Source organism: Pseudomonas sp. 13159349 (genome assembly GCF_013305685.1).
Classification (GTDB): Bacteria; Pseudomonadota; Gammaproteobacteria; order Pseudomonadales; family Pseudomonadaceae; genus Aquipseudomonas; species Aquipseudomonas asiatica.
The window spans coordinates 3297836-3318138 of the sequence record NZ_CP045553.1 but is presented as its reverse complement, the minus strand read 5'-3'; the positions used below and the strand labels follow the sequence as shown (position 1 = coordinate 3318138).

Genomic DNA, 20303 nt, shown 5'->3' with positions numbered 1-20303 from the left:
AGAGGCCAGGCCTGGGGACTCAATTGGTGGGCAGAACACCCCGGGCCCATGGCCGGTAACGCAGGTCGAACACCGCCTCGGCATGGCACCCGGCGCCCAGCTTCGGCTGGGCAGGCTCAGCCCGAAACGCCTGGCCTGGCGCGCTCACCTGGCGGAACGCCTCGCGCACCACGCCAACCCGGCACGGCAAAGCCTGCTCGTAACCCTGGCGCACCAACGCGGGCAAGCGCCCGGTCCCGGCGCCATCCTGCCACCACACAGTCAAGCCCAACCCGGCCAGTTGATCCAGCCATGCGGCATTGACTCGCGGTGAGAGTTTGCCGGCGCTGAAAGCACTGATGTGCAAAGGCTTGTCCAGTTGCCGGTTGAAGGCCTGCAACTGGCTGCGCAGGGCATCCCGGCGCTCGGCCTCGCGAAAGTGATGGTCGTCCAGCTCCATGGGCAGGTACCAGCCGTCCACCGGCAACTGCCACGCCTGGCGCAGTTGCTGATACTGGCTGAGCGAGCGCCCCAGCTGCGCCTTCCAGTAGCTGTTCAGGCCTTCACCGTCCAGCTCGTCGATGCGCTGGTAATAGGCCGGGTCCATGTACAGCCCCAGCACCAGTTGCAGGCCCTGGGCACGCGCGCTGCGCAGGCTGTCGGCCAGCCAGCCCTGGGCACCGCCGAAATCGCTGTCGCCATAGGCGCTCCACTGCACGATCAGGGTTTTGCCGCCCTGGGCCACGGTGGCGTGCCACAGTTGCTGCCACTGGGCGGGGGTGACATTGGCGTCGCGGTTGAGGGGTTGGTAGAACAGGCGCTGGTCGGCGCTGGCTGGCAGGCACAGGGCAACCAGGCAGAGGGCCAGGAACGTACGCATCAGAAGGTCATCTCCGCACCGACCAGCACGCCATTGGCGCGCTCGTATAGATTGCCGCCCAGCGATTGCTGGTATTCGGCACGCACTTTCAGCGAACCGCGGTAGGCATTGTAGCGGTCGTCATCGAACCACCATTGCCAGCGCACGCCCACCCCGGCCCGAGCGTCCTGGCGCCAGTCGTTGCTCGGGTCCTGGCTGGAAAACTCGACAAAACCATAGGGCATGATGGTTTGCGGTGAGCTGCCCGGCAGCTTCCAGGCGTGGCCTTGCTGGTAGCGCGACAGCCAGGCGTGGTCGCCGGCACGGGTCCACCAGGCGGCGTCGAGGTAGAGGAAGCGTTCGTTCCAGTCGTCTTCATCGACCCGCCAGTCGTTGCGCCAGTCGCCCTGGTCGAGGAAAGAAGCGGTGGCCCGCAACAGCAGGTCGTTGCTCGATTCGGCGTGGTGACGCAGGTCGCCCCAGTTGCCGCCGACCTTGGCGGGGCTAAGCAGTTGGCCCAGGCTCAGCCCGCGGTAGTGTTCCTCGTCGATCTGACGCTGGTGGTACAGCTCGGCATACAGGTTGAGGTTGGCCTGGCCGAATGGTTTGTAGCGCAGGCCGACACCGGTACCCATGCTTTGCGCGTAGTCGGTGCGGCTTTGCCCACCGAACAGCACGCGGCCATACACAGACAGGGTGCTGCCGTTGCGGCTGGGCTCTTCGCCCAGGGCGTGGTCCCACATGGCCAGTTGCACGTTCTGCGATTGCGCGCGGCGCGAAGTGCCGCTGCGCTGGCCATTGTCGAGGAACTTGTCGTTGGTCGAGGTGCCGGCCGGCGACCAGGTGCTGGCCAGGGTGATGGTGTCGCGCCGTGACAGGCTTTCGTGGGCGCGGCGCTGGCGGTACTTGCGCGCTTCCAGGCTGCCGTATTCGTCGTCGCCGTCGACCAGGTCCTGCTCCACATCGAGGATGCGGCGCAGTTCGCGGCGCGCCGAAGCGCTGTCTTCGGCTTCGTCGTAGCGCAAGGCCAGCGTCTCGCCAAGGCGGTAGTCCTCGGGGAAGTCGTGGGTGGCGCGTTCCAGGTAGGGGATCGACTGGCGGCGCTGGGCCTTGTCCGTCGAGCCGGCCAGGCGCATGCCGTAGTCGGCGCGGTAGCGTGGCTGGTCGGGAGCCAGGCGCACGGCTTCTGCCAGCCAGGCGCTGCTCTGGGCACTGTCGCCAGCCAGTTGCGCGGTGCTGGAGGCCGCGTAGTAGTGGTCGGCCCGCGGGTTGTGTGCCAGGGCCTGGCGCTGGAAGCCCAGCGCCGCCTGGTAATCGCCTTGGCGCTGGGCGATGGCGGCACCCAGGGCCCAATCGTCGGCGCTATCGTGTGCGGCGGCGTCCCAATAGCGCCGGGCCGCTTGTGCGTCGCCGGCGTTCAACGCGCCGCGAGCGGCAGTGAGGCGGGCGTTGTCGGTCCAGGCGCTGTCCGGCTGGGTGCGCCAGATGGGCAGGGCCGCTTCGGAGTCGCCAGCGGCTTCCAGGGCATAGGCCAGGGGCAGGCGGCTCCCGCTGTCGCCCAGGCGCTCGGCGGCCTGGTAGTAGACCACCGCTTCGCCTGGCTGGTCGGGCATGGCGCAGCGGCCCAGGGCGCGGTACTGGCCAGGTTCGCTCGGGGTGGCCGGTACTGCCTGGCGCACGGCATCGCACTGGCCAGCCTCGGCAAGGCGGCCGAGCAACTGGGCCCGGGTACTGGCGTCGACCCGAGGGACCAGGCCGAGCATGCGGCGGGTGTCCAGCGGCCCGTCGTTACGTGCATACAGGTTGCCAAGGCGTTGCAGCAGCGACGGTGCAAGGCGGCCTTGGTGGCGGTCGTAGGCCTGCTCCAGCAATTGCCGGGCGTGTTCGTCATGGCCTTGCTGCATCAGCAGGAAGGTAGCTTGCTCCAGTGCGGCCATATCGCCGCTCTGCCGATAGCGTTGCTCCCACTCGGCGGCGGTACGTGGTTGCGGGGGCTGGGGCGGGTCGCCGTACAGGCGTTGCTTGAGCACGGCGTAGGCCTTTGGGTCAGTGCTGGCTGTGCAGCCCTTGAACTGCTCGCGCGCCAGCTGCGGGTCGCGGCGCGACAGCCAGTCGACGGTTTCCAGGCAGGGGCGTTGCAGTTCGTTGCTCAGGCGCTGCACCAGCGGCGCGTCGTCGCCTGCGCGGGCCAGCTCCCACAGTTGCTGGCGCTGCTCGGGCTGGTTCAACTGCTCGGCGGGCAGTGCCTGCAGCCAATGCCGGGCCTGCTGGTTCTGGCCGACGGCGATGGCGCGGTTGGCCATGGCCAGGCGGGCCTGGTTGGCTGCTTCGGGGGAAGGGGCGCTGGGCAACAGCGCGTTCAACCCTTTTTCATCCACCTGCTGGATATACGCATTGGCCAGGCGCTGCCAGTCCTGCGCAGGCAATTGGCCTTGCTCGGCCAGCGGCTGTAACTGCTCGATGGTTTCCTTCCAGTTGCGCAGTTGTTCGGCGAAGTTGGCTCGGGCCAGGCGCAGCACTTGGCCGTCGCCCTGTGGCGGCAGATGGTTGAGCCAGTCCAGCGCCCTGGCAGCACCCCCGAATCTGGCCAGGCTCAGGCTGTAGGCCTGCCACAGGCGAACCCGTTGAGCGCCGTCGCTGCTGGCCAGCCATTGTTCCACCTGGCTGGCCGGCGGTGGGTCCTGTTCGATCCAGGTCAAGCGTAGTTCCAGCAGGGCGTTGGCGTGTTCGGGGCTGTCACCCAGTTGTTCGGCAAGGGCTTCGGCCTCCTTGTAGCGGCGCTGATGAGCCAGTGCCTCCACCAGCAGTGCACGCGCTTCGTCGTTGTTCGGCACCCGGCCCAGCACGTGGCGGGTCAGGCGTTCGACCTCGGCCCAGTTGTCCTTCTTCGCTTCGCGGTAGCTGCGCTCCATGAACGGGTAACTGGTGAACCGCTGAAAGTCGGTCATCGGCGCCGAAGCGGCGCAGGGCAGGGCGGCGGAACACAGCAACAAGCCAGTGAAGGTGAGGGAAAAGCGCGGCTTCATGCCACCTCCCGGGTCAGGTCAAAGGCGGCCTGCTGTTCGCTGGCCTGTTCGATCAGCGCCTGCTGCAGCACCTGCTCGGTGATGATGCCGCGGGCGATCAGGTGCTCGCCGAGGCTCTGGTGTTCCGGGTCGAAGTCGATCAGCGCCTGGTTGAACAAAGTGACCGGGACCATGCCGCGCACCTGCAGCAGGGCGCCGAGCATTACCTGGTGATGGCTGACCTGTTCCAGCAGCACTTCGTCGTCCTGGTGACGCTCGAGGATGGCCAGCATGTCGCGGGTTTCCGGCTTCTGCCAGGGGCTTGGGTAGTGGTAGCGCAGGCCCAGGGTCACCCGGCCCTGGGGCGCCAGGCGGGCGCTGACCGGGCGCTTCAGGTGGCGGCTGATTACCCCCAGCGACACCTGGCTCACCGGGCTTTCGCTGGCCAGTACCAGCGTGTCGCCGTCTTCGGCCACCGGCAGCACGCCATAGTGCGTCGCCAGCTTGCGCGGCAGTTTGGCGATCAGCTGCGGGTCGAGCTTGAACGGGTTCAGCGGCGCCCAGGGCAGGTCCATCTGCTCAGCCAGGGTGGCGACCAGCTGTTCGCTATTCAGCCAGCCGCGCAGCAGCAGCTCGCGGCCCAGGCGCCGGCGTACCGGGCTGGTGATCGCCTGTTGCAGTTGTTCGTCGCTGATCAGGCCCTTGGCCACCAGGCGCTGACCCAGCGGCGTGCGGGCGGGGGCAGCGATGGCGGGGAATTCGTGGGTGGTCTTGTCCCAGGCCACGCGCCGCGAGTCACCCATTTCCATCACCTGGCGCAGGGCACGCAGGTTGGCGAAGAAGTTGACGAAGTTGCTCCACATCATCCGCGGTGCCGACAGCAGCCCTTCGCCGATGCCATAGAAGCGGGTGACGAACCAGGCGCGCTGGAACAAGCGGTTGAACAGCATCAGCCCGTTCAGCCACAGCAAGGTGGTCAGCAGCCAGCTGTCGCTGAGGATCGACATGAAGCGCCACGACTCCGGCGCAATCACCGTGACCAGCCACATGGCCAGCAACACCAGCAGCAACAGGTTGACCAGGAAACTCAGCAGGTAGGCGAACAGGCCGCGGCGGTCGCGCCAGAGGAAGTAGTTGAGCGCGCCCTTGCGACTCCAGCCGAGGTTGCTGGTGCCCTGGAACACGATGCCGACGATCCACCGCGACTTTTGTCGGATGGCATGCTGCCAGTCGCGCGGGAAGTGCTCGCGCACGCAGATCACCTGGGAAAATTCGCGGCTCATGCCCGGGCGCCATTCCTGCTTCAGGGTCAGCGCCGGGTCGGTGATGGAGTAGCGGGCGAAAATGCACTTCATGCCCTTCTGCTTCAGGCGGAAGCCGATGTCGTAGTCTTCGGTGAGGCTCTGTACGTCGAAGGCGATGCCGTCGCCGTCCTCGAGCAGCGCGCTGATGGCGCGGCGGCTGAAGCAGGTGCCGACCCCGGCGCTGGGCACCTGGCCGGTCAGGGCCTCGCGCACGATCACGTCCTTGCCGTGGTTTTCGGCGAACTCGTCGACATAGTGGCCGGCGGTGAAGCCTTTCCATTCCGGTGCGTAGGGGTACACCGGGATCTGGATCATGTCCTTGTTCGGCAGCAGGTAGTTGAACAGGCGCAGCTCCATGGGCGAGATCACGTCCTCGGCGTCGTGCAGGATGAAACCGGCAAACTCGATGCCGGCGTCCTGCTGGAAGCGCAGCAGCGCGTCGATGATGTTGTTCAGGCAGTCGGCCTTGCTGGTGGGGCCGGGGCGGGCGCAGACCACCTTGTGCACGTTGGGGTAGTGCAGGCACACGGCGTCGACATCGGCCTGGGTTTGCGGGTCGTTGGGGTAGGTGCCGACGAAGATCTGGTAGTTCTCGTAGTCGATGGTCGAGGCAGCCAGGCGCGCCATCTCGCCCACCACGCCCACTTCGTTCCAGGCCGGGACCATGATGGCCAGCGGTTTCTCCGGTACCTCGAACAGGCGTTTTTCGTCGGCTTTCTCGTACTTGTCGTAGATGCGAAAGCGCCGGATCAGCTTGCGGCCCCAGTAGCACAGGTCGATGAACAGATCATCCAGACCCAGCAGGAACATCAGCGAGGCCAGGATGATCGCGAGGATCTTCAGGCCGAACAGCACGTAGGTGAGGAAGTCGATGAATACCAGGCTCATTTGCCGGTCACCGACAGGAAGGGGTGGGCCATCGTCTTTATCCTCGTTCGATTCCCTGGACGAAGTTGTACGACTTGCTGCCGTTTGTACTGGATAGATACAAGCAGCCGAACGCGGGGTTGTCCAAATTTCAGGCTTTTTCTTGTGGGCCACTTCTTGTAGTTTTACAGGTCGTTTACCCAGGGAGCTGAACATGCAAGGCAAGGCACGCAAGATCGTCCAGGCCATCCTTTACGAGGCCATCGCCGTCGCCTGCGTGGCGCCCGCGCTGGAGCTGGCGTTCGGTGCCGGCATGGCGCAGTCGACCGTGCTGTCGGTGCTGATGTCGGGCATCGCGATGAGCTGGAACATGGCCTACAACTGGGTGTTCGAACGCTGGGAAGCGCGCCAGCACCGGCGTGAGCGCACTTTCCTGCGGCGTCTGCTGCATGCGCTGGGCTTCGAGGGCGGGCTGGTGCTGATCCTGCTGCCGCTGGTGGCGTACTGGCTGGATGTCAGCCTGTGGGCGGCGTTGCTGACCAACCTGGCGTTGTTCGTGTTTTTCTTCGTTTATGCGTTTGTCTTCCAGTGGGGCTTCGACAAGGTGTTCGATGTGCCGCTTTCGGCGCAGCAGGCCAAGTGTTGACTTTGTGCTGCGCTACCGGCTAAGTTCCTACCCCATGAAAACTTTCCAGCACGTCAACGCCATTATTATTACCGCCATTATCAGTTTGGCGGGCTAGCGCGTACGTGCACCGAACCCGCCCTGGAGGCGGGTTTCTTCTCTCTGACTCCTGGGCAACGTGAACACAGCCAAGGAGTCATCGATGACCAGCTTCGTCAGCCCTCGTTCTACCGTCACCCCCCAGCAACTGCTGTCGGAGCAGGTGCGGCGCATTCTTGCCGCCCCGGTGTACGACCTGGCCATCGAAACGCCTTTGCAAGTTGCGCCTGCGTTGTCTGCCAGCCTGGGCAACCAGGTATTGCTGAAGCGGGAAGACCTGCAGCCTACCTTTTCGTTCAAGATCCGCGGTGCGTATACCCGCCTGTCACGGCTGAGTACCCTGCAGCGCGAGCGCGGGGTGATCACCGCCTCTGCGGGCAACCATGCCCAGGGCGTGGCCCTGGCGGCATCGCACCTGGGCATGAAGGCCACCATCGTCATGCCTACCACCACGCCGTCGCTGAAGGTGGAAGGGGTACGTTCGCGAGGTGGCCATGTTGTGCTGCACGGCGAGAGCTTCCCCCATGCCTTGGCCCATGCGCTGAAACTGGCCGACAGCGAAGGCGCCACCTTCGTGCCACCGTTCGACGACCCGGATGTGATCGCCGGGCAGGGCACCGTGGCCATGGAAATCCTGCGCCAGCGCCCGGGTGCGCTGGACGCCATCTTCGTGCCAGTGGGCGGTGGTGGTCTGATCGCGGGTATTGCCGCTTATGTGAAGTACCTGCGCCCGGAGGTGAAGGTGATCGGCGTCGAGCCGGAGGACTCCAACTGCCTGCAGGCTGCCATGGCGGCCGGTGAGCGGGTGATCCTGCCGCAGGTCGGCACCTTCGCAGATGGCGTGGCGGTAGCGCAGATCGGCGCCCATTGCTTCGAGTTGTGCCGGCACTTCGTTGATGAAGTGGTGACCGTGAGCAGCGACGAGCTGTGCGCGGCGATCAAGGACATCTACGACGATACCCGCTCGATCACCGAGCCGTCAGGCGCCCTGGCCGTGGCGGGGATCAAGAAATATGTGGCGCGCGACGGCGTGCAGGGGCAGACCCTGGTGGCCATCGACTCCGGGGCCAACGTCAATTTCGACCGCCTGCGCCATGTGGCCGAGCGTGCCGAACTGGGCGAGCAGCGCGAGGCGATCATCGCTGTCACCATTCCGGAGCAGCCGGGCAGCTTCCGCGCCTTCTGCCAGGCCCTGGGCAAGCGGCAGATCACCGAGTTCAACTACCGCTATTACCCTGGCAAGGAGGCGCGGCTGTTCGTTGGGGTGCAGACACACCCACTACACGACCCGCGTGAGCAGTTGCTGGCCAGCCTGCGTGAGCAGGGCTACAGCGTGCTGGACCTGACCGACAACGAACTGGCCAAGCTGCATGTGCGCCATACCGTTGGCGGCCATGCCGCGCCCGGGGCTGACGAGCGGGTGCTGCGCTTCGAATTCCCCGAGCGCCCGGGTGCTTTGCTGGGCTTTCTGGAACGGCTTGGCAAGCGCTGGAATATCAGCTTGTTCCATTACCGCAACCATGGCGCGGCAGAAGCACGGGTATTTGCGGCGCTGGAAGTACCGGGGGATGAGTTGGCGGGGTTGCCGCTGGCGCTGGATGAGATGGGGTACCGGTACTGGGATGAGACCGACAACCCGGCTTACAAGCTGTTCCTGGGTTGATACGCAAACCTCATGCAGCCTGTATGGGCCTCTTCGCGGGCACGCCCGCTCCCACAGGGACGGCGCATGGCTTGAGGTTGGTGCGGTCCAGGTGGGAGCTGGCTTGCCGGCGATGGGCCGCGAAGCGGCCCCTGGGTTTCAGCACTAGTGCATGAATGGCAGGGGCTGCTTTGCAGCCCATCGCGACACAAGGCCGCTCCTACAAGGTTTTGTGTGTGCCGGTAGAGGGGGCTCAGCGCTCACGCATGAAGAAGCCGGCGACGAATTTGCGGAAGGTTTCCAGGCTCTTGAAGTCGGCGTAGCGCTTGAAGTTCTCGGTATCCGGTTCGGGGCCGATTGGCTGCTCCAGCAACGATACCGACAACACCCGGTCCTGGTCCGAGGTCATTACCAGTTCGTCCATCACCTGGCCGCCGATCACCGGCCGGCGCATCTGCACTTTCACGCCTTTGCCGGCCATCCAGTCGACCAGCGACACCAGGGCCTTGAGCGGCTCGCGTTCTTCATCGCGGTAAACCGGGAACAGATGAGCACGCGATAGCACCGGCACGCTGGCCACATGGATCAGTTCGTAGTAATGGCTGCCGGCACTGGTCGGTGAATAGAGCATCAGCGCCAGCAATGGCCCGCTGGTGCGGTTGCCGCCCCAGTAGAGGTGGTGCCCCTGGAAGTCGAAGCCGTCTTCACTTCGGTTATTGAACAGCTTGCGCCCTTTGATCTGGTCCACGCAATCCAGCAGCAGGCCGTGGCGGCGGTGGTTGCCGAACACCGTGGCTTCACGCAGGCGGGACTTGAGCATCATCATGTGCTTCATGTCCAGGCGGGTTTCCAGGTAGTTGCTTGCGGGCACCCGTTCCAGCAGCGGATAGCGGCTGGCAACGCTGCGCAACTCGGCAAACTGCCCGGTCAGGTCCTTTTTCAGGTGCGTGGCATACAGGTTCAGGCCGCTGGTCTCGATCCAGGTCAGCAACAGTGACAGCAGGCGCTGTTGTTCACGCCGTTCGCTGCCGTCGCCACCACTGCTGGTGGTGCTGCTGCGGAAATCACCAATCAGGCGCAACGGTGTGTCGGGCGGTAGCCAGGCAGCAGGTGGCGCGGGGTCGTTCTCGCGCTCGGTCGCTTCGCGCTCGTCCTTGGTGAACGGGCAGCCAGGCGCGTGTTCGGCAGTTCCCGGGTTGTTCTTGAGAAACAGCGTACCGGTGCTGCCGTTGAGGGTGACATTCAGCACCGGCAAGGCATCGTTGCGGCAATCGCAGGCCAGCCACTGGTTGGCGTTGCGCACCTTCATCAGCAACTGGTTGGCCTGCAGCAGGCGCGGGCCGGTGAGGCTGCCGGTGGCAAAGCCGACCAGCAGCTCTTCTTCTGCAGGGGTCAGGCTACGGACCTGTGCGGCGGTTTTGTCGATGATTCGCATGAAGCAGCTCCCAGCTACGAGCCCCAAGCTTCAAGCAAAGTGGCGCCGCTTTCAACTTACTGCGCAGTGCCAGCGAACATCTTCGCAGCACGGGCGCGAATTTCATCGGGGGTCAGGTCCTCCTTGTGGGTGGAAACGAACCAGATGTTGCCGAAGGGGTCTTTCAGGGTGCCGCTGCGGTCGCCGTAGAACTGGTCCGTCACTGCACGCAGCTGGGTGGCGCCGGCCGTCAGGGCCTGGGCATAGACCTTGTCGCAGTTCTCGACATACAGGTGCAGGCCTACGCTGGCGCCGCTGAGCTTCTGGCTGGCGGTGAGGCCGCCTTCCATGTCGCAGGGGTCGCCCAGCATCAGCGACGAATCGCCGATTTTCAGCTCGGCATGGCCAACGCGGCCGCCAGGGGCATCGAGGCGGAACATTTCCACCGCGCCAAAGGCCTTCTTGTAGAACTCGATAGCCTGGGCGGCGTCGTTGATGGCCAGGTAGGGCGTAATGCTGTGCTGGCCTTCGGGAATGGGTTTGGCTGCCATGTTCGACTCTCCTTGGAAGTGGGCGCCGGTTGGCGCCCTTTTGCTTAGAGTCGTTTGCGCAGATGGAAAATCGACAGGGGTGATAGATCGATTCTCTATAAGCGTGGCGGTCAGAAGATGTAGTCGGTGGTCAGGAAGGTCGACTGCCGGTTGCGAATGATCTCGCTGATCAGTTCCTTGTTGGCCTCCTGGAAGCGCGTCGCGACCAGCGTGCGGATAGAGAACACTCGCAGGGCGTCGTGTACCGACAGGGTGCCTTCGGCGCTGTTCTTGCGGCCGTTGAACGGGTAGGTGTCGGGGCCGCGCTGACATTGCGCATTGATGTTGATGCGCCCGACCTGGTTGGCAAAGATGTCGACCAGGCTGCCGATGGTCGCCGGGTCATTGCCGAACAGGCTCAGTTGCTGGCCGTAGTCGGAGTCCAGCACATAGTCGATCACTGTCTGCAGGTCGCGGTAGGGCACTATCGGCACCAGCGGGCCGAACTGCTCCTCGTGGTACACGCGCATGTCGCTCTTCACCGGGTACAGCACGGCGGGGTAGAAGAACGAGCCACGGCTGTGCCCGCCGCGTTCGTTGAGCACGCGGGCGCCCTTGGCGGTGGCATCGGCGACCAGGCCATCGAGGTAGTCGACCTTGCCGGGCTCGGGCAGCGGTGTCAGCGCCACGCCAGGCTCCCAAGGCATGCCAGGCTTGAGCGCGGCCAGCTTGCGCTGGAACTTGTCGAGGAACGCATCGACCACATCCTCGTGCACGAACAGGATCTTCAGCGCCGTGCAGCGTTGGCCATTGAACGACAGCGCACCAGTGACGGCCTCTTCGACGGCGTTGTCGAGGTCCACCTGGGGCAGCACGATGCCCGGGTTCTTGGCATCCAGCCCCAGCGCGGCGCGCAACCGGTGCGGGCGCGGGTGCAGTTTCTTCAGGTCGCTGGCGGCCTTGTGCGTGCCGATGAAGGCGAACACATCGACCTTGCCGCTGGCCATCAGCGCACTCACCGTTTCCCGGCCACGGCCGTAGATGACGTTGATCACCCCCGGCGGGAAGCTGTCGCGGAAGGCTTCGAGCAACGGCCGAATCAGCAGCACGCCGAACTTGGCCGGCTTGAACACCACGGTGTTGCCCATGATCAGCGCCGGGATCAGCGTGGTGAAGGTCTCGTTCAGCGGGTAGTTGTATGGGCCCATGCACAGGGCCACGCCCAGCGGTGCTCGGCGGATCTGGCCGAGCGTGCCCTGTTCCAGCTCGAAGCGGCTGGAACGGCGGTCGAGGTCCTTGAGGGCGTTGATGGTATCGACGATGTAGTCGCAGGTGCGGTCGAATTCCTTTTCCGAGTCCTTGAGGTTCTTGCCGATTTCCCACATCAGCAGCTTGACCACGGCCTGGCGCTGCTCGCGCATGCGCGCCAGGAAGGTTTCGACATGCTGGATTCGCTCGGCCACGCGCATGTTCGGCCAGGCGCCACGGCCTTTGTCGTACGCCTGCACGGCGGCATCGAGGGCGGTGAGCGCGGTGTCGGCATCGAGCAGTGGAGCGCTGCCCAACACCACCTGGTGCTCATCGTCGCCTTCCTTGAGCCAGACCGGGCTGCGCACTGTGGCCAGTGGGCCGTCCCACCGCCTGAGCTCACCGTTCACCAGGTAGTCGCGTTGTTCCAGGGGGGCTTCCAGGCGCCAGGTTTCCGGGATGTCCTCGGCGCTGGGGAAGAGTGAATCGAGCAGACGGTCCATGGGTACTGCACCTCACATTGCTGGGTGGGTTTCGAGCTGGGTGAAACGCTTCAGCAGCGAGCATGCACCGCTCGCCGGAAAAACACCAGTCTGGCCTAACATGACCACCCGCGCCTGCCTGTTGGACAGGCAGGCATCGGTATCCCTGTCAAAGCGGGAGGTTGAACAGGTCATAGGGTGGGTGCGTCAACCATTGCTGGCGCAGGGCCGGGTCTGCGTCGATCAGGGCCAGGCGCCGCCAGAACTCTGCACGGGCTTGCCGTGGGCGGGACACGAACGGTTCAAGTTCAAGCAAGGGCCTGAGGTCGCGCCGATACTGCAGCGGCAATCGCTGCCACAGGGCCATTTCGGCCGGGCCGGTCTGTTCGAAGAATTCCAGGTAGTCGCCTTCGCACACCAGCAGGTCCACTTGGTGCATCGCGTTGTAGGCCTCGATCTGCGCAAGCACTGGTGAACCCAGCCATTCGCTTTCCAGACGCAGGGCGTTTGCGACTGGCCGTGGTACGTTGAAACCGTCAGGCAGCCGCAGCAGCTGGTTGTCGCCAATGTCCAGGATGATGGGCTCGATCATCTGATCCAGGCCTTGCGGCAATTCGCTGAGCGCACAGTGGTTCAGGAACAGCGTCCTCAGGTAGGCCAGCCCGCGCAGGTCCGGGGCCTGCAGCAGTGGGTTGCCCGAAAGGTCCAGTACTACAAGCCCGGAGCAGCGGTTCAGTGCCTGCTGGGCTTGGCTACTCCAGGTAATGCGGTTGCCTTCCAGATCCACCCAGGCGAGGTGCTCAGTGTTACCCAGGCGGGGCACGGTGTCGAACCGGCAGTCGGCCAGCAGCAGGCGATTGAGGTTGGGGAAGCGCTCGTAGAACCCGGTTGGCAACTGGCTGAGCGAACGGTTGTAGCTGAGTGACAGGTGCTGCACATGGGTGAAGTCGTCTGGCAAGGCCAGGCTGGCCAAGTCCTGGTTGTCCAGCTCCAGGCCGGACAGGTCCAGGCTGTGCAGGCTGCCACCCCCTTCAAGCGCTACGGTCGACAGCCGCCGCCAGGCGTTGAGGATGGGGCGGATGGCCAGGTGCCGCTGGTGAGGGCGCTGCGGATCGGGCCGGGCCCATTCATGCAGGTCGCGGCGCAAAGTATCCAGACGCTGCTGCAGGTCGTGCAGCCGCTGTGTGGGTGAGCGAATGTCATCGACGTACGGGTTGTCCTCGTCGTTGCCGAGCCAGTTTTCGAATTCCCAGTCGGTGGCGTCGGGGAACAAGCGCCGATAGGCCCCGGCCAGCGAGCCTGCCAGGCGCGGCTGAGGCGGTTCGGGGTCAAGCGGCCGACCGCCGCGCAAGCTGCCCATGGGCTTGCGCAGCAGCGCGCGATGACCCCAGAGGCGTTGGGCCAGTGTCTGCCTGTGCAGGTCGACCCAACCCAGTACGCGCTGGCGTAGCGAGCTGCCATCGGCCGTCGGGAAACCCAGCGTATCGCGATGCGAGCGTGGCAGTGCCTGCTCTATGGCACGGCAGAGGTCCGGATCACGCGGTCCAGGTGCAGGGCGCTCGCCCCGGTCGACCTCATAGCCTTCGGTCGTTTTGATCACACGGCGCAGTGTGCTGGCCTGGTCGCTGCCGACATGCTCCAGCAAAGGGCCTTGGGGGCTTGCGCCATGCAGCTCCAGGCGCAGGTCCGCAGGCCAGTCGGGCATGGCATCCAGGGCGCTGAACAGCAGGCGTTCGCTGTCGCTGCTGGCTCGGGCCGGCTGAAGCACACCCTCCAGGGCGCGTACCAGGGGCAGCTCGCTGTGCACCTGTTCCAGTGCCTGGCGAACCTGAATGGGTAGCTGACCCTGCTGTTGCCAGGCGAGCGATTCAGCCTCGCCCAGCGGTGTCAGCAAACACGTGGCCAGGGCAGGGGAAAGCCGCGGATAGGCAGCGAGCAGTTTCTGCGTTGACGGGGTGGTGGGCGCGCTGCCGTTGTAGAGGCGCTCGAACAGGCCCGGCGTGGCCTTGTCGGCCAACGCCTCGACCTCGGCCTGTGCCGCCATGCGTTGCAGGGCATCGAGCAACAGCGGGGGCGTTGGTTGGCCTTCCAGGTGCACCCGGCGCAAGCGCGCGGTGTCGATGCCGCAGAGGCGCCCTGCCTTAGCCAGCTGTTCTGGTGTGAACGCGGCATACGCCTCGCCAAGACGGCGCGCCAGCTTCGCGAATGGCCACTGGCCGGGTTGTTCATGCTGGCCGCGCCAGGCACCTTGGGCATTGTGCGCCAGCGGTGGCTGCCAGGCATCGGGCGTGTCGGGGTGAATGGCCCGCCATTGCTGCAGGTTGTGGTCAAAGCGTTGTTCGAAGAGCTGGCCGTCCATGCGGATGAAATACCGGCCCTGGTACAGGTACTGGCCAAGTGCATTGGGCTGCAGGGTTTGCGGCAGTGTCACGGCACTGCGGTAGGGGGTGAGGTCTTCATTCCAGAGCCGGTAGCGCCCGTCGCTGCCGCGTACCTGCTGCAGGCTTTCCATCAACGGGCTGTTGAACAGCTTGGGTACCACCTTGCCCGCCGCCACGAAGCCGCCGATCAGGGCCAGGTTCAGGCCAACCGCCTCCAGGTGGCGCAGCGCCAGGTGACGGTCGCCTTCATGCCAGGCCTGGTAGCCTTCGAAGGCCTCGCCGAGCAGTTGGCAGGCCGTGACGGCCAGCATCAGGGTGCCTGCACCTGGGATGAAGAACGCGGCAATATTCAGTGCATCCAGGCCAAGGTTTTCCCACTCATCCAGGCGCCTGGCCCGCGCGTTGGCATCGGCCATCGCGGTGGGGACCGCCAGCAGGCTGGCTTCGTGCTTGAGGCGGGCCAGGTGCAGGTCCTGGTAGTGGCCGAAAGGCTCGGCCGTGATGGCCACGCGTGTGGGACGCAGGTCCGCTTGCGCTGCGCGCTGCCAAGGGCGGTCATAGGCAGTATTGCCTGTGGCGTCGAGGTTCTGCTGCAACAGGTCGAGAAAGTGCGTGCGCTGGTCCTGCCTGATGTAGGCCGTGAAGGCTTGGCGGGCATCGGGCTCCAGCAGCAAGGTCGCCAGCGTGTCGTGTACCGCGTCCAGGTTGCTGCATTGGCGCAGGGCCGGGTCATGGCCGGGCAGATACAGCGCCAGCCCCGCACCGCCGGCATCGATCAGCATGACCTCGTGCAGGGGCGTGCCGAACAGCGCCAGTTGCCAGCACGGTACGGTGCCACCCTGCAACAGCCGTTCGATCTGGTCAAGGGTGCTGCCATCAAGCAGGTGCCGCATATAGGCAAGGTCGGCCGCCAGGCGCAGGCGGTCTTTCTGCACCCTGATGGCCAAGCCCCGTATGGCGGGTTGGGCGAGGTGCTGTTCCAGGTGGGCCTGGTAAGCCTTGCCCAGGTCCAGGTCACGGCACAGGGTGGCGAAAGCGGCCGGTGCGAGTGGCAGCCGTTCCACCTGGTAGTGCTCCGACTGCAATGGAAAGTGGGCGATGGGCACTTGCATGCCAACAGGGACGGCGCCTTGTATCTGAATCGGCGTGACGTGAATGTTATCGCCCAGGGCAATGGCACTTTCAGCAGTGAACACCTCGTCGCTGGCGAAGTTCTGCAGCGCGGCCTGCAGCAAGTTGTCGCGTCGATGGCTGAATAGATAGCGCAGGGCGGCCCAGTGCCAGTTGCGCTCGACCCGCAATAGCTGGCTATTGCGCAGCTGCGCGTGGAAGCCGTGTTCGGCAAGACGCCGTTGCAGCAATGGCTCGGCAAATTCTGTGATTTGTTTCAGGCCTTTGAGTGAGTTGGCCAAGGCTGCTTGCGCCTGCATCAGGCGCGCCTGGCTGGCACACGCTGCTTCACGCAGGTCGGGGGCAGCATTGGCGAACCAGTCCTGCCTCTTCCACGGGGCGACCTGGGTTCGCTTCAACGCGGCCCACTGATTGGGCGTTACCTGGCGAGCCCAGTGCGGCAGCTGCGCCTGAAGCAGGGGTTGATGGGGATTGATGGCTGGCATGTCGACGCTCCTTTCAGGCAAAGGGGGCATCAAACGTCAATTCCAGACAGGCGAGTGGTAATGGGATAACGCGGCTTGGATATATGGATGGAAATTCGCTGTCTGAATCGGCCATTCATGCAGGAAATTTGACGTCATGAAACTTTACATGGCGTGAGGAAGCTTTAAGGAAATGCAATCAAAGTGCCACTTGATAAAGTGTTTGGGCGCACCTTAAATTGTTAATTGATATGGGGGTTTCTGGATAATTTCCGAATATCAACATGATACGTGCTTTTTACTGAATTGCTGTCCTTTTCCGATTGACCATGCTGTGTCTCAAAGGACGTCGAAGAAGAAATGAAAGCGACCTTGACGGCAGCGGCGAGGAAACTCGTCTCGCCCTCCATACGCTACGAAATCAGACACCTGGCCAGCAAGGTGTCTGAAGCGATGGCGCGTGCCTGTTTCTGGCGCTGGGAAATCGCCAGGTTCAGGTTGCAGCAGGAAAGCCCCTACGAAATCATCTATATCGGCCGGAAGCAGCAACGGGAAATGGCCAAGCTGCTGATTGCCGGCAAGGGTTCGGGCAATGCTGCAATTGTTGACAGCGCAAGCGCGACGGTAGCAGCCAACCACGTGGTGGTGGTCAGCGAAATGCCGACGTCGGGGGCATTGTCGGTACCGCATTACCTGAGCGCCGTGGTGCCGCTGGGGCGCTCGCTGGAGGATATCACCGCGCGCTACGACAGCGAGTTGCGGCGCAGCATCCGCAAGAACCGGCCGCTGTACCAGATGCGCCAGGCCCGGTCGGATGACGAGATCGCCATGGCCGACCGCTACCTGCTGCGCCCTTATGCCAGCGCCAGGCAAGGTATCCATGCCGCGCAGTTTCCCACTGAAGAAGTGTTCCGCATTGCCAGGGGCGTCGGTCGGCTCGACTTGATCACCTTGGGCGATGAAGTGATCGGCTGCCACCTGGGCTGTGAAGTGGTGCGTGGTGGCAAGCGTTATTGGAGCACCCTGCGTTTCGGCTATTGCGAGGCGGTGTTCACCGATGCACGGAAGTTGCGCGAGGTAAATTCGATCACCACCTTCATGGCCCTGGAGTGGGCACTGGAGCAGGGCTTCGACTATTACGATATCGGCCTTTGCCTGGCGCGCCCGGATGACGGTTTGTTGAAGTGGAAGCGCCGCCGCGGTGGCGATATCGACTCGCTGGGTAACCATGCCTACCTGTTTGTCCGCTTGCCCAGAACCGGCACGGCGAAGTTCCTCTGGGACACACCGATGTTCGCGGTCGAAGGCGACAAGCTCACGCTGCACCTGGGGTTGCCCGAGGGCGCGAGTGACGAGGAAGTTGCCAGCCGCTATCAGGAAATGGTGTTTGGCGGCCTGCACAAGATCTACTTCTATGGGGGCAACGGTACGGGCGAAACGTTCGTGGAAAGCCTGCGTCACCGTTACGCCAACCTGCGGTCACCACCCACCATGGAAAGGGTCACGTGCAGCTGAGCGGTTGCCAGGAGGCGTTGATCTGGCGCCTTGCGCCAGGCTTTTGACCTTGTCATCAAGGGAGGACGCTTCATGGGGAGCGACATCTCGAAGTTCAGTGCATCGCCTGCGGCCAGGCAGCACACCTGGACCCTGGCCGCCTACCGCTACATGGCGCGCAAACGGCTAGGCAGGAACAGCGGCATCGACCTCAAGAGCGTGGCGGACAAAAGTTGGGACATTGCCCCGGGGGAAGTCACGGTTTCGCCCCCGGCCGTTTTCCTGCCAGGCCAGCTGGAGCGAGTAACGGGGTGGGAAGGCAAGCGTTTCTATCCCTACGTGCACCCTGCGCGTACCATGGAAGGCGGCATCAGCACACTGCAAGGGCCAACCCGCGGCTACCTGATCAAGGACGTATGGCTGGTCGACGGGGCGTTGTACAAGGGCAAGGCCAGCCATTGGCTGTCGTTGAAGCCGGGCCCCTTTCCGAGCATCGTCGTGGAAAACGAAATCGACCGCGCGGCCATCTATTGCACGCAAAACGGCAACACGTGGTTCGGTACCTGGCTGATGGAGGATTGTCCGACCTATGCGCTGGCCTGTAACGAAGGCATACCGGTAACCACCGCGCCCTCGGCCAGATACCCGCTGTTTGCCCAGGCCCCGGCCTATGAAGACTGGCTGGAAATGAACCCGCTGCGCCTGCGCAGTGCGTTTTTCCGTGAGCTGGTGCTGTTCGATGACCAGGCCAACAACCGCAGCCGGCATGCCCGCTACCGGGCCATGGGCGACAAGTTGCTGTCGCATGTGCCGCATGCGCCACATCCGGGGGTGTTCCTGCTGCGTGGTGGCGATGGTGACCTGCGCCTGCTGCGCAATGAGCTGGCGCTGGCGGAGCATTTGCGCGCCACCCGCGGTTTTCGCATCGTCAACCCGCTGAAGTCCGATGTGCCGAGTATCGTCGCGGCCTGCGCCGGGGCGAGGGTGGTAATCGGTGTGGAAGGTAGCCAGTTGGTGCATGGGGTCAACGTACTGCAGGCCGGTGGTTGCCTGCTGACGTTGCAGCCGCCCAATCGGTTTGTCAGCTACTACAAGTACCTGACGGACCGAGACCACCAGCATTTCGGCTTTGTGGTCGGGATACCGGACGGCGATGGTTTCACGATCGATGTCGGCGAAGTTGAGCGGACGCTGGACCTGTTTCCGCGATAGGCGTGTAGTATTCAGGCGCATGGCAGCGGCGAGCGGGGTGAGGGATGATCGAGGTATCACGGTTCTGGCGCGACCCGGCGTTGCCCTTCGTCGAGGCCCGGCGGGTAGGGGACGGGCGCCAGGTGTGCTACGCCGCGCATTCCCATGAGAGCTTTTCCATCGGAGTGATAACGGGGGGGCGCAGCTCCTATCTGTACGGTGACCAGTGCATAGAGGTGGCTGCTGGTACCACGGTGCTGATGAACCCAGGTGTGGTGCATGCCTGCAACCCCATCGACGGGGAACACTGGTCCTACCTGATGATGTTCGTCGATATGCCTTGGTTGCAGGCACTGGGGTTCACCTTGCCGGCCCGGCCCTGGAGTAGCTCGCCGGTGTTGTACCGGAGCCTGTTGCAGGCCTTTGCCGACCTGTTCGACGCCGGCGTGCCAGACCGGGAAGGGCGCCTGGCGGCGCTGTTTGGCGCACTTCCAGGTTTGCTTGGCGGCGATGCCAGCGTCAACGACGAGGGCAACCCACGACTGGACACGGCGGCAGCGTTCATTCGCGCCCATCGTGGCGACCCGCTGAGCCTGGACGACATCTGCGCGGCGTGCGGCCTGTCGCGTTCCTACCTGATTCGCGCGTTCCGCCAACGCTTCGGCCTGACGCCGCATGGTTACCTGCTCGACCAGCGCGTGCAGCTGGCCAGGGCGCAATTGCGTCAGGGCCGGGCTATTGCCGAGGTTGCGCAGGAGGCCGGGTTTGCCGACCAGGCGCACCTGCAGCGGGCCTTCAAGCAGCACCTGGCGGCGACACCGGGGCATTACCGCAATGCATTCGGCTGAATTGCCATTTTTGGCGGTGGTGGCCCTATCGCCGGCAACCCAGCTCCCACAGGTACTGCGCAGGTCTTGAGGGCAGCGATAGGGTCGGTGCAGCCAGGCTCAAATGACCAGGTAGACCGCACTGCCCACGAGCAGCAGCGCCAAGCCCCGATTCAGCAGGCGCATGTGCCGTGGGTTGCCCAGATACTGGCGAACCACGCTCCCGGCCCACGCCCAGCTGGCCACTGAAATGAAGCAGATCGGCCCGTAGATCCAGGCAAACAGCCACAGCAGCTGCTGCTCACCGGCGGTATAGGCACCAACCCCGGCCACCGCTGCCAGCCATGCCTTGGGATTGAGCCATTGCATCGCCGCGCCGTGCCAGGCCGAGGGAGCCTGGGTGGGATGGGCACTGCCCAGTTGCCCATCGTCGCTGGCCAGCTTCCATGCCATGTACAGCAGGAACGCCACGCCGCCCCAGTGCAAAAGCAGGCCCAGCAAAGGCCAGCGCAGCAACAATTGATGCAGGCCCAGCCCGACCAGCACCAGCAGCAGGCAGAAGCCCAGCGTGGCGCCAGCCACATGTGCCAGGCTGGCACGCAGGCCATGGCGGGCACCGCTGCCCAGCGCAACGATGTTGACCGGGCCGGGGGAGATCGAGGCCGCCAGTGCGAAAGCGGCCATGGACAGGGACAGACTCATGAGGGGGATCCGTTTGGTTGAGGTGGGCCTTCATGCTCGGGCATTGACAGCCTGCGGTA

General features: G+C 64.4%; 13 protein-coding genes. 5 read left to right on the top strand and 8 right to left on the bottom strand.

All coding sequences use genetic code 11. The features are described from left to right. Positions 1-19: 19 nt before the first annotated feature. From GEV38_RS15465 to nrfB, 3 genes are read right to left on the bottom strand one after another with little or no spacing between them, the layout of a single operon-like run. The gene (locus GEV38_RS15465; RefSeq protein ID WP_015270560.1) at positions 20-859 is read right to left on the bottom strand and encodes a DUF4434 family protein; all 840 of its coding nucleotides are present in this window, start codon (positions 857-859) and stop codon (positions 20-22) included. Then, the gene (locus tag GEV38_RS15460) at positions 859-3864 is read right to left on the bottom strand and encodes a phage receptor (protein WP_015270559.1); all 3006 of its coding nucleotides are present in this window, start codon (positions 3862-3864) and stop codon (positions 859-861) included. The genes GEV38_RS15465 and GEV38_RS15460 overlap by 1 nt, the downstream gene beginning before the upstream one ends. After that, on the bottom strand, positions 3861-6035 hold the full coding sequence (gene nrfB / locus GEV38_RS15455) for a cyclic di-3',5'-guanylate-activated glycosyltransferase NrfB (RefSeq protein WP_013972834.1): 2175 nt from the start codon (positions 6033-6035) through the stop codon (positions 3861-3863). The genes GEV38_RS15460 and nrfB overlap by 4 nt, the downstream gene beginning before the upstream one ends. 193 nt (positions 6036-6228) lie before the next feature. On the opposite strand from nrfB, the gene GEV38_RS15450 reads away from it, so the two are divergent. Beyond that, positions 6229-6660, top strand: coding sequence for a PACE efflux transporter (locus GEV38_RS15450; RefSeq protein WP_003259966.1), 432 nt, complete (start codon positions 6229-6231; stop codon positions 6658-6660). 181 nt (positions 6661-6841) lie between these two features. Then, positions 6842-8401, top strand: a complete 1560-nt coding sequence (gene ilvA, locus GEV38_RS15445) for a threonine ammonia-lyase, biosynthetic (RefSeq protein ID WP_081013950.1) — start codon at positions 6842-6844, stop codon at positions 8399-8401. Between the two features lie 232 nt (positions 8402-8633). Here ilvA and GEV38_RS15440 read toward each other — a convergent pair whose 3' ends face one another. The 4 genes from GEV38_RS15440 to GEV38_RS15425 form a co-directional block, all read right to left on the bottom strand. Further along, on the bottom strand, positions 8634-9815 hold the full coding sequence (locus tag GEV38_RS15440; RefSeq protein WP_039614693.1) for a hypothetical protein: 1182 nt from the start codon (positions 9813-9815) through the stop codon (positions 8634-8636). A gap of 56 nt (positions 9816-9871) precedes the next feature. Continuing rightward, positions 9872-10345, bottom strand: a complete 474-nt coding sequence (locus GEV38_RS15435; protein ID WP_054572564.1) for a VOC family protein — start codon at positions 10343-10345, stop codon at positions 9872-9874. A gap of 110 nt (positions 10346-10455) precedes the next feature. Further along, on the bottom strand, positions 10456-12075 hold the full coding sequence (locus GEV38_RS15430) for an NADP-dependent glyceraldehyde-3-phosphate dehydrogenase (RefSeq protein WP_015270555.1): 1620 nt from the start codon (positions 12073-12075) through the stop codon (positions 10456-10458). 148 nt (positions 12076-12223) lie between these two features. After that, entirely contained in the window at positions 12224-16051 is a 3828-nt protein-coding gene (locus tag GEV38_RS15425; RefSeq protein WP_054572563.1) for a leucine-rich repeat domain-containing protein, read from the bottom strand. Between the two features lie 339 nt (positions 16052-16390). On the opposite strand from GEV38_RS15425, the gene GEV38_RS15420 reads away from it, so the two are divergent. The 3 genes from GEV38_RS15420 to GEV38_RS15410 all read left to right on the top strand — a co-directional run bounded on the left by GEV38_RS15420 (position 16391) and on the right by GEV38_RS15410 (position 19563). After that, complete coding sequence (locus GEV38_RS15420) at positions 16391-17545, top strand: hypothetical protein (RefSeq protein WP_054572562.1); 1155 nt, start codon at positions 16391-16393, stop codon at positions 17543-17545. Positions 17546-17617: 72 nt separating this feature from the next. Then, the gene (locus GEV38_RS15415) at positions 17618-18736 is read left to right on the top strand and encodes a glycosyltransferase family 61 protein (RefSeq protein ID WP_015270552.1); all 1119 of its coding nucleotides are present in this window, start codon (positions 17618-17620) and stop codon (positions 18734-18736) included. Between the two features lie 44 nt (positions 18737-18780). Next, the gene (locus GEV38_RS15410; protein WP_013972825.1) at positions 18781-19563 is read left to right on the top strand and encodes an AraC family transcriptional regulator; all 783 of its coding nucleotides are present in this window, start codon (positions 18781-18783) and stop codon (positions 19561-19563) included. Positions 19564-19662: 99 nt separating this feature from the next. On the opposite strand, the gene GEV38_RS15405 is transcribed toward GEV38_RS15410, so the two are convergent. Beyond that, positions 19663-20244: a LysE family translocator gene (locus tag GEV38_RS15405; RefSeq protein WP_015270551.1), complete on the bottom strand. Its 582-nt coding sequence runs from the start codon at positions 20242-20244 to the stop codon at positions 19663-19665. Positions 20245-20303: the final 59 nt, after the last annotated feature.